This is a genomic window from Bacillus sp. TH19 (assembly GCF_016651075.1).
In the GTDB taxonomy this organism is placed as follows: Bacteria; Bacillota; Bacilli; order Bacillales; family Bacillaceae_G; genus Bacillus_A; species Bacillus_A mycoides.
The window spans coordinates 144,131-156,528 of record NZ_JAEKEO010000010.1; the positions used below are offsets into that span (position 1 = coordinate 144,131).

Below are 12,398 nucleotides of genomic sequence, written 5' to 3' on the forward strand. Positions count from 1 at the left end.
AAAACCAAGCGAATTAGTTGCTTGGTTTTTCTTATTTAAACAGTCGGTGTTTTATTTATTGTTTCTTGTGAAGCAATATGTTCATTATTTTGGTCGATATTTAACATGAATTTTCGTTGTAACAATTGCAATTTAAAGAGTGTTAAAGGATCATGATAAGTTTCTGGGTTTGTTCTTAGCTTTGTTAATGTTTGCTCATCTTCTTGTATTTCAAGTTGGGCCGCTTCTACGGTTTGTTTCAATATGCTAAGAGGGTCTTTAAAGAACATCATGATATCCCGTTCTAGCGCACCTTCAAATACTTCAAATTGAAGGAAGAATTGTTTTGAAATCATCTGAGCAACTTCTGTATAATCTTCTGTTTCAATATATTGTTTATATTTATTTGATAGCATAGATTGATTTTTTTGCATATTACCGAATAATTTCCCTGCACTCTTTAAGAAGAATTGTGTCGGTGTAAAGCGTAATAAAATATTGATGTTAGCTACTGTAATTCTATTCGTCATTCTTGCAACATCTCTATCCCAGTCATCTAGTAATTTGAAATCACAAGGAAGTTTAATACGCTCTTCCTCATAGAGCTTATTAAAGGTATCACTCATTTCATCTAAATAAGCCTGAGCTTGAATGAATTCATTATGAGCAGTTTCAATCCATTCTTGAATAGACCCAGTAAATTTAGGAAGAAGCACTTGCTGTACATGTTTTTGAATTCTTTCATTCATTGCTACATTTAGTTCTTCATGGACCAGTTTGAAATCACTATCTTCTTGAACGAGGTCAGAGCAACTCTGCAACAATTCAGGAATTTGAGAATGTATATCCTGCGTAATCTCTTCTTTCGTTAAGAGATAAGATTCTGTAATAGAACGAATTTTATCTTTTTGAATGGCAGTAAGATTATTAATAAAACCATCAAGTTTTACTAAAATATGTTTATTCCAGCGAACGGATTTCACTAACGTATTTTCTAATTCCACACGTTCATTTACAAGGTATGCAATTGTTTTTTGGATAAACCATAATAATTTTTCAATGCGTTCTTTTTCCACGTTACGCTTAGTAAGGTTAGAAAGAATAGAGTCTGTTACATTACCTAGCTGTTCACTACTCTCTTGTGAAGGAGAGTAAGGGAAAAAGTGTGCTTCTGGGAAATGTACGAGTATTTTCTTTTTAATGCTGTTCGTGATATTTTCACTAGTATTCGTATCAATTGTTTGTAAGACGAATTTAATTTGTAAATTTGGTACTTGCTCACGAATATATAATAATGTATCGAGCTCTTCATCATGTAATGGTGAAGCTGAATTTAGGACATAGATGAGACTATCTGCTGCCTGTAAGTATTCAAAGTGAGAGCTGTTTTTGTCAAGTTGTCCATGCACAGTAGGTGTGACAAGGAATGAAAACTTATTTTTTCGTAAAAATCTACTTGGTAATTTAACTTCAATACATTTTCTTTCTAGTTTTGACTGAGAAGGTACGGCTAGTATGTTATGAAGTTCGTCAAAGTTTGGTATATTTCGTATATCTAGTTCTGTAAGCTCAGTTATTTCAGTTTGACTATCATCTTTAAATGTAATTGAAGTTGTTATAGCCTCATTTAATATATTTTCTCCTAGTATAGAGTTAATAAAGGCTGATTTATCATAATCGCTAGCTCCTGCTACTAGAAGTTGTGTAACAGTTAAATCGTATAACTCACGAACAAGTAGTGTGAATTGATGACCTAAATCTACATCATTCTTCTCAGCCCATACAGCAATCGTTTCAAATAATGCTGATACGTCTGCCATATCAACATTTGCATGAGCTGATGCATTTGAAAGTAAGGCACCTGCGCTTTTTACGAGTAATGATTCTAGAGTTGTCGGTGAAACTTCATTCCATGCTAATACTGCTGCGGAGACAAGTAAAGAATCTTCCGCTTTCATTAAACTAAACCAATTTGTTAATAAATCTGGTACAAGTCCTTGTAATTCGTGCATGAAATGTTGTCCAGTAATCAATTCGAAGTACGTCTCTTGATAGCGAGTAGAAATTTCATTCCAATCGTCATGAGCATCTACTTCAACATGTAAGAATAGGTGATTTATTGTTTGAATCCAAGGTAGATGGAATGATTCATTTTCATAGCTGTTCCAAAGTGAGATAACAAGCTCTTTAAATTGAACTTGATCAATTGTATATAAGGCTTTTAAAGATTCATAGAAATACTCAGGTTTAATTTTTTTAGTAAAGCCTCTGTTCACATAATTGATTAAAGTATCGAACCAGTGTAATGATTTTGTTCGAATTCCTTCTTGAACAGCGAGTTCAATAGCATTATTCCAATCTTCTTGTTTTTCATAGAACGATCGAGCGATTGCAGTGATATTTGGATAGTCTGGTTGAAATGCAACAGCCTCGCTAATCGTCTTAAATGCTAGTCCTAAACGATTTTGCTCTATATAAAGAGAAAGAAGTTGTAGGGAGACTTCCATTGTAAGAGTTGTATCTTCTGTTTGGATAGATGTATAAATTTCTTCTGCTTTTGGCAAGAAATCTAATTCGAAATAAGCATCTGCAATATTCTTCATAGCCCAGAGAGCAAGTTCATTATTTACTTTCTCCCATTTGAATATAGCGGCTTCAAAGTCGTTAGTTTGAAAATAAACTTCACCTTGTGCAAAGCGAACATTAGATATATTGGAGAATTCATTCTTTGATTCATTTATATATGCTTCACCGAGTACTTCCGCTACCGGAATGGAAGAGTCTTCTGTTAAAAATGTTTTATAGTAAATCTTTTGGATAAATTGTTTTTCAATGGTCATGTTCGTTCCCCCTGTATAATTTAGAAAAATGATGTTGTATGTAAAAGGGTGCATGTTACTCTAATAGGTAGAAGTTGCATTATATAGACCAAACTATGTTTTTGCTAGATATATCATTTTTCTTGAGAGTTAAACCGTTGCAAAAAGTAACTTCCCTTTATTGTAACAAAAAAATAAGCCTATGAATTTTTATTTTTTTATCTCGCTATTTATAGGAAGTAAGACTCCTACTCCAAAATTGAGCGAATGCAAGGAAGTTAAGTGGGAGCCCTGCTGCCCGTAAAATCCCGATTGGTTCAGGCTAATAATCAGTGGGGATGGATAAAAAACCACTGATTAAATCTCTATTTAAGGAATGGAATAGAAGTAGAGTTCATTATAAAAACAATGTATAGTGAATATGTATACCATGTTTGTCTTAAAGATAGAATGGGCACAATATGGGATAACGATCGTGTATAGGATGTGTCTTCCGAATGGAACAACATATTGGCGAGTTAATCGCACATTATGGATATTTTGGAATTATTATAGCTTTAGCTGGCGGGATTGTTGGATTACCTATACCGGATGAGTTTTTATTGACTTTTATTGGATATAACATTTCAAAAGGAGTTATGTCAGGAACAGCTGCTTTTTTAAGTGGAATGGCAGGTGCAATGCTTGGCATTACATTAAGTTACATATTAGGTTTAAAACTTGGGCTCCCTGTTTTAAAAAAATATGGTCCGAAAGTTAGAATTAAGGAACATCATATTGAAAAAACACATATTTTATTTGAAAAATACGGTCCATTTCTTTTAATGATTGGCTACTTTATACCGGGAGTACGTCATTTAACAGCATATTTTGCTGGAGTTTCAAATTTAACATTGTGGCGATTTTGTTTGTATGCTTACGGTGGTGCACTAATTTGGATAAGTGTTTTTATTGGCTTAGGTTGGAAACTGGGAGAGAAGTGGCGCTTTGTTGAATATAGTTTACATCATTATGGAATATGGATTTTATTAGTTTCGGCAATTGTAATATTGATTGTGTGGATTTACATAAGGAAAAGAAAAAACCGCTAATAATAGCGGTTTTTTTAGCTGAAAGCAATAAATAATACACCAGCTGTAATGAAGACTACACCAATACCGGTCATAAAGTTTAACTTTTCACCTAATATAATCATCGCGAGAATAATGGAAAATACTACACTTAATTTATCGATAGGTGCTACTTGTGAAACTTTTCCTGTTTTTAACGCAAGAAAATAAAATAGCCATGAAGAAGCACCAGCGATTCCACTTAATGTGATAAATAGCAGTGCTTTTTTATTTAGGAGGACATCACCGATATTTTGAAATTTACCTTGTATAATAATAACTCCTACCATAAATAATGCCATAATAATAGAGCGAACCGTTGTTGCGACGTTGGCATTGATTCCATCTAAGCCAATCTTTCCGAAAATAGATACGAGGGCAGCAGCAATTGCTGATAATAGTGCGAATAATAGCCATGAACTCATAGTGAAACTCCTCCAATCTTACATTATTATACATGAAAATCATTCTCATGTATAAAAATGAAATAAACCCCCGCCCTATATTTTTAATAAGGTGGGGGTTTATTATACTACTCTGCTATTTCTTCATATAAAAAGTACGTTACATTATAAATATGCTCTACTTCATCATCCGTCATAAATAATAATTCGTCACGTTCAATCCCTTTTTTCTTTTCAATAAACTCAATCATGTTTTTTCGTTCTTCTCTTTTCATCAATTTTAATTTCTCCCCTCAATCTGTTTTAATACAGTTTATTTAAGTTACTGCTATTATATAACAGAATCTTTAGAAAGTTCCACCTATTTTATTGTTTTTTTCAGAAGAACCTTTCGACAAAACAAGCCCACCTAAGGGGGGCTTGTTTTTATTTTATAGTCGTAAAAACTCGGGCTCGGTCGTACCAGCACTATCGATGTAATAAATTGTATCGGGATTGATTTTTATTAGTACGTAATTAGGGTCTTCCGCACCGAGTAACCAGCGTTTTAAGCTATTAGTCCAAAATTTGTTTTTTAATGTTTGATCTTCTTCGATGGAAGCTATACCTTCAACTTCAATGTAATCCTCATCTAATTTCTTTCCTTCACGTCCAAGTAGTACATGTACATTGGGGTTTTTTTCAATATCTGTTATCTTTTTTGAATTTCGATCTGTTGCAACATATAGTACAAAATCTTCGTGGAAAAACATCATAAAGGCGCTATGTGGCTTATCGTTACGTACAGTAGATAATACACCAGTACGTTGACCTTGAATAATAGTTGCGATTTTTTCTTTTAAGTGCATATTTTTAGCCTCTTTTCATAATTCATAATTTTTTCTGTCTGGACAAGATAATTTAAATATCTTTCATACTGTTTTCTTCAATCCGATTTTTTAAACGTAATTGTGATGAAATCGGACAAGTTAGGAGATGAATAATAATAATATCGAGGAGAAATACATACGATGGAAGGATGAAAAGCATGTTTAATAAAATATTTCTCATAGCAGCGCTTATAGGTGTACCACTTTCTGTAATCGGAAAAACACTTCATTGGCCACAAACTATTATGTTTGCTGTATACTGCATTACTATTATTGCATTAGCTGGTTTTATGGGGAGGGCGACAGAAAGTTTAGCAATTGTTTCTGGGCCTCGGATAGGTGGTTTATTAAATGCAACTTTCGGTAATGCCGTGGAACTTATCATTTCAATTTTTGCACTCCAGGCAGGATTAACAGAAGTTGTTTTAGCTTCCTTAACTGGTTCTGTACTTGGAAACTTATTACTGGTAGGAGGGTTATCCTTCTTTATAGGTGGCCTTAAGTATAAAAGACAAAGTTTCAATGTTTATGATGCAAGACATAATTCAGCTTTATTAATATTTGCTGTTGTCGTAGCCTTTGTTATTCCAGAGATTTTTTCAATGAAGATGGATGCTGGAAAGACGTATCAATTAAGTATTGGTGTTTCTATTATCATGATCATTATGTACCTTGCTGCATTGCTATTTAAGTTAGTTACGCACCGCGGTGTATATCAACATAAGAGCGATGAAGAAGTACATGAGGAGGAGCCTGAGTGGTCGAAAGGTAAAGCGCTACTCGTTTTAGCGATAGCAACAATTGCGGTAGCTTATGTGTCAGAGGCACTCGTACATACTTTTGAAACGGTTGCAAAGTCATTTGGCTGGTCAGAGTTATTTATAGGGGTTATTATCGTTGCAATTGTTGGTAATGCAGCAGAACATGCATCTGCAATTATTATGGCGTATAAAAACAAAGTGAATATCGCCGTTGAAATTGCAGTAGGTTCTACATTACAAATCGCCATGTTTGTTGCTCCTGTGTTAGTACTTCTTTCGATGCTTTTTGCACAAAAGATGCCTCTAGTATTTACAATACCAGAACTTGTTTCTATGATTACAGCTGTTTTCTTAACTATCGCCATTTCAAATGATGGGGATACAAACTGGTTTGAAGGAGGCACTTTATTAGCTGCGTATGTCATTATGGGAATTGGTTTTTATTTATTATGAAAAATAGGGATAACAATGCTTCAGAGGGAAAACACTAAATACAGTAATTTATATACCTTTACATAGGAAGGAGCCAGACAGGTGAAACGAGTATACAGCATATGTCTTTCAACCATGGTCTCGTTTATTTTATTATTTCCTAACAGTAGTTTTGCAAAGACAACGGTAGAAGTAAAAATGCCTTCATCTGTTTTAAATATTTCAAAGGATAATACATTTCCAAATGACGCACAAGATTTACCGCGTTTACAGCCAAGTAAGTTTGCTCAAGAACTATTGAAAACAGCAAATATCAAAATTGAAAATCCTGATTTAATTCGAATGTTTAATGAAACAACAATTTCGAATGCACCGCTTGCGGTAGGGTACCGGGCGAAAATTTATTTAGGTCAATGGGCATTAAATTATGAGTCAATAGATACATCGATTAATTGGGAATATAAGCAAGTGAATCGAAATATATATGATAATCGCGGAGGAGATCGCTTATACCCACTTCGCTATAAGCAAGAAACCCAAAAGACAATCGAAGGTGATTTAACAGCAGATATGAAAGATGCTGCAGATGTGAAAAAAATGATGCTTCTAAAAGCGCTTGAAAAAGTACAATTGCCACTTTCATTTAAAACAACTATTGGTTATGGTACTGGACATGAGCGTGTTTATAATATTAGTCCAAGTCAACTTGGATATTTATATGCGTATACACCAGCAGTAAATGAAAAAGGAAAAGTAACATTTGGAGAAGTCTACCTTGTGTTAAAAGGGAATCAAAAAAGGCTTGTCGTGAAAAATATTACATCTCAAGGAATCGGAGCCGCTATTCCAATTCATGATCATTTATTTTTCAAATTTGTTTCTTCATCGCATGCACAATGAAATAAAAAACGTCAGCTTATAAGCTGACGTTTTTTATTTATAACATAATGTTTGATGTTTTTGATAAGAAATCTTCTTTTGGATAGTAGCTATTTTTTACAAGAACATTCGGTCCAAGGCATTTCACGGCAGGACAATGGCAACTTAATGATTTTGCTGTTTTTGAGTCACACCATTTGTCGTAAGCTTCTTGTAGTGTATTTGTTTGTACATTACCTAGAAGCGGGACATCACCGAAGTCGGTCACGATAATATTTCCATCGAAAATATTTACGTTCAAACGAGAACGACCATCTGGATCATTGCGGACAGTTACATTTTTACTTTCATGTAATTTCTTTAGTGTAGCTAAATCGTGTTCATTATCACTACATGCATAGAAAGGTAATGTTCCGAATAACATCCACACATTTTCATCACGGATCTCTAATAAATGTTCAACTGCATTTCGAATTTCTTCCTTTGTTAAAATTTCAAGTGTGCTAGCGAAGTCACTCGGATACATCGGGTGCACTTCATGACGTTTACAGCCCATTTCTTCAACGATTTGACGGTGAATATGTTCAATATGTGGTAGAGTTCGTTTGTTTAACATAGTTTCGGCTGATACGAGTACACCTGCCTCTGATAGAGCTTTACTATTTGTAATCATTCTTTCAAATAATTTAGCGCGCTGTTCATAAGTAGGCTTACGCTCCATCATTGCAAATCCGCCTTCAACGAAGTCATCGATTGTTCCCCAGTTATGTGAAATGTGCAATACATCTAAGTAGGGAATAATTTGTTCGTAACGTGCTAAATCTATAGTTAAGTTTGAGTTAATTTGAGTGCGAACGCCTCGTTCATGGGCGTATTTTAAGAGTGGTGTTACATAGTTGTCGACGGATTTTTTTGAAAGCATAGGTTCTCCGCCTGTAATACTTAAAGAACGTAAATGAGGAATCTCATCTAATCGTTTTAATAAAAGCTCCATCGGAAGCGGGTTTGGATCTTTCGGCTGTAATGTGTAACCAACAGCGCAATGCTCGCAACGCATATTGCATAACGTCGTCGTCGTAAACTCAACGTTTGTTAATAGTAGTTTGCCGTACTCTTCAAGGTCCATATACGCTTCCCATGGATCGTAAGAAGGAGTAATCGGCTTCATTATTTGTGATATCGTCATATGAAATACTCCTTTGACTATTGAAATAACAATTTGTCCATTCTCTATAATAGAAGAATATGAGCTTTTTATAAAGTGAAACTTTTTTGTGAAAAAAGAGAGAGGGCTTACATTATAATGAATTACTGTGACGAAATTGATGAAATTACATGCCCATAGCAATCATTTTTGCGGTATAATAAAAGCAACTCGAATTAAAAGGAGAGTGCCTTCATGGGAAAAGCAATTCAAGGTAAAGATTCACAACTAGTATATTTGAAAGAACGTTTAAATATGTTCATTGAAGTAATTGATACGATTGAACCAGAAGAGGTAGAATTAGAAGATGTAGATCGTCTTCTTGCAATGTTAGATGAATTAGAACTGAAATGTGAGCAATTTAAAAAAGACGAATAATATATTAAAAAGGCTGCCACTACAAAATTGGCAGCCTTTTTCTGTGCGGATAATAGAAGGAATATAGAAAAAAAGGTATAATCAAGTTGTGAAAAATTTCATTTAACCTTTAATGGCGTGAAATAAATAAACAGCTGAAGAGTATAACAATGGAATTTTCATTTCATAACGTTTTGGTAGCGTTCACAATTGAGGGGGAAGTAACAATGGAAAAGCTTCAAGAAAGCATGTATCAACTAATTGTTGAAACGTCAACGAACTTACCGAAAGATGTTCGTCGCGCAATTCAACAAGCGAAAGAACGAGAAAATGCAGGAACTCGTTCGGCGATGGCACTTGGCACAATTACGAATAACATTAAAATGGCAGATGATAATATCTCGCCAATTTGCCAAGATACAGGGATGCCAACGTTTAAAATTTATACACCAGTTGGTGTGAATCAATTAAAACTGAAGGAAGCTATCTATAGTGCGCTTGAGCGGGCGACAAAAGATGGTAAACTTCGTCCAAACTCTGTTGATTCTCTTTTTGGAGACAATAGCGGAAACAATTTAGGACCAGGTACACCTGTTATTAAGTTTGAACAATGGGAAAAAGATTACATTGATGCACGTTTAATTTTAAAGGGCGGCGGTTGTGAGAATAAAAATATTCAATATAGCCTGCCTTGTGAAATAGAAGGACTTGGACGAGCTGGGCGTGATTTAGAAGGAATTCGTAAATGCCTTCTTCATGCAGTATATCAAGCGCAAGGTCAAGGGTGTAGCGCAGGAGTAATCGGCGTCGGTATCGGGGGAGACCGCACATCAGGTTACGAATTAGCAAAAAATCAATTATTCCGTACATTAGATGATGTAAATCCAGTTCCAGAATTACACAAACTTGAAGAGTACGTATTAGAGAATGCGAATAAGCTTGGCATTGGTACGATGGGATTTGGCGGAGAAACAACTTTATTAGGTTGCAAAATTGGAGTATATAATCGTTTGCCAGCGAGCTTCTACGTATCTGTTGCGTATAATTGTTGGGCATATCGTCGTCTTGGTGTAACAATTCATCCTGAAACAGGTGAAATTATGGATTGGTTGTACCAGGAAGGTGAAGATACACTTCAGCAAGATGCTGCGCAAGAACAAGCAGAGCAGCGTGAAATCGTATTACAAGCTCCAATTACAGAAGAGCAAATTCGTGAACTTCGTGTTGGTGATGTTGTTACAATTAACGGCATGATGTATACAGGACGTGATGCGATTCATAAACATTTAATGGATAACGATTGTCCAGTAGATTTAAAGGGACAAATTATTTATCATTGTGGTCCAGTTGTAGTGAAAGATGAAAATGATAATTGGCAAATTAAAGCGGCAGGTCCAACGACAAGTATTCGTGAAGAGCCATATCAAGGCGATATTATGAAAAAGTTCGGTATTCGTGCTGTAATTGGTAAAGGCGGTATGGGTGCTAAAACATTAGCAGCTTTAGAAGAACACGGTGGTGTGTACTTAAATGCAATTGGTGGTGCAGCGCAATATTATGCTGAATGTATTAAAGAAGTGAAAGATGTTGATTTCTTACAATTCGGTATCCCAGAGGCAATGTGGCATTTACGTATCGATGGTTTTAAAGCAGTTGTAACGATGGATTCTCATGGTAAAAGTCTACATGCTGATGTTGATAAAACATCACTTGAAAAATTGGCCAGCTTTAAAGAACCTGTATTTAAGTAAAGAGAAGTGCATCTCGAATTATTCGAGGTGCATTTTTTTGGTATATATAGAAAAACATGTTCAGCATGAAAGAAAGCAGGGAAACAGAAACTACAGGTACGATTATATATGGAAAGGAGACTATTTATGAAATATAAATGGTTATATATAGGTCTCATTTTTTCAATTATGATGGCACTTGTTCCAGTTTCAACATTTGCTTATACGAATACACCACATAACTGGGGAATCCCACGTCCTAAAAATGAAACGGTGCCAGATGCAGGGAAACTATATACAGAATTACTACAAAAAAATGGTGGGTTTTATTTAGGAGATACGAAGAAAAAAGATATTTATTTAACATTTGATAATGGATACGAAAATGGATATACAGGAAAGATTTTAGATGTACTGAAGGAGAAAAAAGTACCAGCAACTTTCTTTGTGACGGGACATTATATAAAAACACAAAAAGATTTATTATTAAGAATGAAAAATGAAGGACATATTATTGGTAATCATTCTTGGAGTCATCCAGATTTTACAACAGTAAATGATGCAAAACTTCGTGAAGAATTAACGAGCGTAACGGAAGAGATTAAAAAAGTTACTAGGCAAAAAGAAGTGAAATATGTACGCCCTCCGCGAGGCGTGTTTAGTGAAAGAACGCTAGCGCTTACGAAAGACATGGGATATTATAACGTGTTTTGGTCGCTTGCATTTCTTGATTGGAAAGTAGATCAGCAAAGAGGATGGCAATACGCTCATAATAATGTAATGACTATGATTCATCCAGGATCTGTTTTGTTACTTCATGCAATATCAAAAGATAATGCAGAAGCACTTGCGAAAATCATTGATGATTTGCGCGAGAAAGGGTATCATTTTAAAAGCCTAGATGATTTAGTAAAAAGCAATCAACCGTAAGCATGTATGCTTGCGGTTTTCTCATGCTATAATGATGTGTAAAAAGGATGGGGAAACGTATGTGGAGCGAACATGTTACGTTAGAATATCCGTACCATTTTGAGGAAGTACTAAAGCGTTTATCTTTCGACCCGTTAAACGTTATTCAATTAGACGAGAAAGTAATTTATGTCCCGGTTTTTATAGACGAAGAACAGATTGTTGTTCGTTTGCAAGGGATTGGTACTGTTCAAAATCCACAGTTTTGGATCTCTAGTCAGGCAGGAGATCAAGAGAAAGTAATGAAACGAATGAGATCCATTTTTCACTGGAATGAACCGTTTCAAAATATACAAAATCATTTTTTAAACACATCATTACGTCCACTATTTGAAACATATGCTTATACTCCAATTATTTTAGAATTTGATTATTTCGCTTGTCTTCTTCGCTGTATTATTCATCAACAAATAAATTTGAAATTTGCTACTGTGCTAACAGATCAATTTGTAAAACGATATGGGACAGAGAAGAACGGCGTTTTCTTTTTCCCAACACCAGAAAGAGTAGCAAACATTTCAATAGAAGAATTGAGAGAGCAGAAGTTTAGTCAGCGAAAAGCCGAATATATAGTAGGATTAGCAAAACATATTGTAGGCGGTAAATTAGATTTAGCAAGGATACAAAACGAAACAGAAGAAGAAGTATCGGCACAATTGTTACCAATAAGGGGTATTGGAGCATGGACAGTGCAAAACTTTTTAATGTTTGGGCTTGGTCGGAAAAATATGTTTCCAAAAGCAGACATTGGAATTCAGCGCGCAGTGCAAGGTGTATTTCAATTAGATAATAAGCCTGATGATGCATTTTTAGAAAAAGTGAAACAAGAGTGTGAACCATATTGCAGTTATGCAGCGTTATATTTATGGAAAAGTATAGAGTAGAG

The 12,398-nt window shown here is 34.9% G+C and carries 12 protein-coding genes; 7 read left to right on the forward strand and 5 right to left on the reverse strand.

Going from position 1 to position 12,398, the window contains the following annotated elements; genetic code table 11:
• Window positions 1-35: 35 nt before the first annotated feature.
• A complete protein-coding gene (locus JFU54_RS18495; protein ID WP_201065785.1) occupies window positions 36-2,819 on the reverse strand; it encodes a tetratricopeptide repeat protein in 2,784 nt (927 codons plus the stop codon).
• 476 nt (window positions 2,820-3,295) lie between these two features.
• Between JFU54_RS18495 and JFU54_RS18500 the strand changes: the two genes are divergently transcribed.
• The gene (locus tag JFU54_RS18500; protein ID WP_002029574.1) at window positions 3,296-3,889 is read left to right on the forward strand and encodes a DedA family protein; all 594 of its coding nucleotides are present in this window, start codon (window positions 3,296-3,298) and stop codon (window positions 3,887-3,889) included.
• Window positions 3,890-3,903: 14 nt separating this feature from the next.
• Here JFU54_RS18500 and JFU54_RS18505 read toward each other — a convergent pair whose 3' ends face one another.
• The 3 genes from JFU54_RS18505 to JFU54_RS18515 form a co-directional block, all read right to left on the reverse strand.
• Window positions 3,904-4,332 (reverse strand): EamA family transporter, encoded by a 429-nt coding sequence (locus JFU54_RS18505; RefSeq protein ID WP_201065786.1) that lies wholly within the window; start codon window positions 4,330-4,332, stop codon window positions 3,904-3,906.
• A gap of 107 nt (window positions 4,333-4,439) precedes the next feature.
• Window positions 4,440-4,586 (reverse strand): BH0509 family protein, encoded by a 147-nt coding sequence (locus JFU54_RS18510; RefSeq protein WP_000817786.1) that lies wholly within the window; start codon window positions 4,584-4,586, stop codon window positions 4,440-4,442.
• 156 nt (window positions 4,587-4,742) lie between these two features.
• Window positions 4,743-5,159: a pyridoxamine 5'-phosphate oxidase family protein gene (locus JFU54_RS18515; protein WP_002140268.1), complete on the reverse strand. Its 417-nt coding sequence runs from the start codon at window positions 5,157-5,159 to the stop codon at window positions 4,743-4,745.
• 179 nt (window positions 5,160-5,338) lie between these two features.
• Here JFU54_RS18515 and cax point away from each other — a divergent pair, with 179 nt between their 5' ends.
• Complete coding sequence (gene cax, locus JFU54_RS18520; RefSeq protein WP_201065787.1) at window positions 5,339-6,394, forward strand: calcium/proton exchanger; 1,056 nt, start codon at window positions 5,339-5,341, stop codon at window positions 6,392-6,394.
• Window positions 6,395-6,475: 81 nt separating this feature from the next.
• Entirely contained in the window at window positions 6,476-7,273 is a 798-nt protein-coding gene (locus tag JFU54_RS18525; RefSeq protein ID WP_002169227.1) for a YfkD famly protein, read from the forward strand.
• A gap of 37 nt (window positions 7,274-7,310) precedes the next feature.
• Here the strand turns inward: JFU54_RS18525 and yfkAB are convergent, their stop codons facing one another.
• Window positions 7,311-8,438 carry a radical SAM/CxCxxxxC motif protein YfkAB gene (yfkAB, locus tag JFU54_RS18530; RefSeq protein WP_002125019.1) on the reverse strand — a complete coding sequence of 376 codons (1,128 nt, stop codon included), beginning with the start codon at window positions 8,436-8,438 and terminating at the stop codon, window positions 7,311-7,313.
• Window positions 8,439-8,651: 213 nt separating this feature from the next.
• Between yfkAB and JFU54_RS18535 the strand changes: the two genes are divergently transcribed.
• The 4 genes from JFU54_RS18535 to JFU54_RS18550 all read left to right on the forward strand — a co-directional run bounded on the left by JFU54_RS18535 (window position 8,652) and on the right by JFU54_RS18550 (window position 12,396).
• Complete coding sequence (locus JFU54_RS18535) at window positions 8,652-8,834, forward strand: SE1561 family protein (protein WP_002010264.1); 183 nt, start codon at window positions 8,652-8,654, stop codon at window positions 8,832-8,834.
• Window positions 8,835-9,040: 206 nt separating this feature from the next.
• Entirely contained in the window at window positions 9,041-10,564 is a 1,524-nt protein-coding gene (gene fumA, locus JFU54_RS18540) for a class I fumarate hydratase (protein WP_201065788.1), read from the forward strand.
• Between the two features lie 126 nt (window positions 10,565-10,690).
• A complete protein-coding gene (gene pdaA, locus JFU54_RS18545) occupies window positions 10,691-11,473 on the forward strand; it encodes a delta-lactam-biosynthetic de-N-acetylase (RefSeq protein ID WP_201065789.1) in 783 nt (260 codons plus the stop codon).
• A 59-nt stretch (window positions 11,474-11,532) separates the two neighbouring features.
• Entirely contained in the window at window positions 11,533-12,396 is an 864-nt protein-coding gene (locus JFU54_RS18550; protein ID WP_002140272.1) for a DNA-3-methyladenine glycosylase family protein, read from the forward strand.
• Window positions 12,397-12,398: the final 2 nt, after the last annotated feature.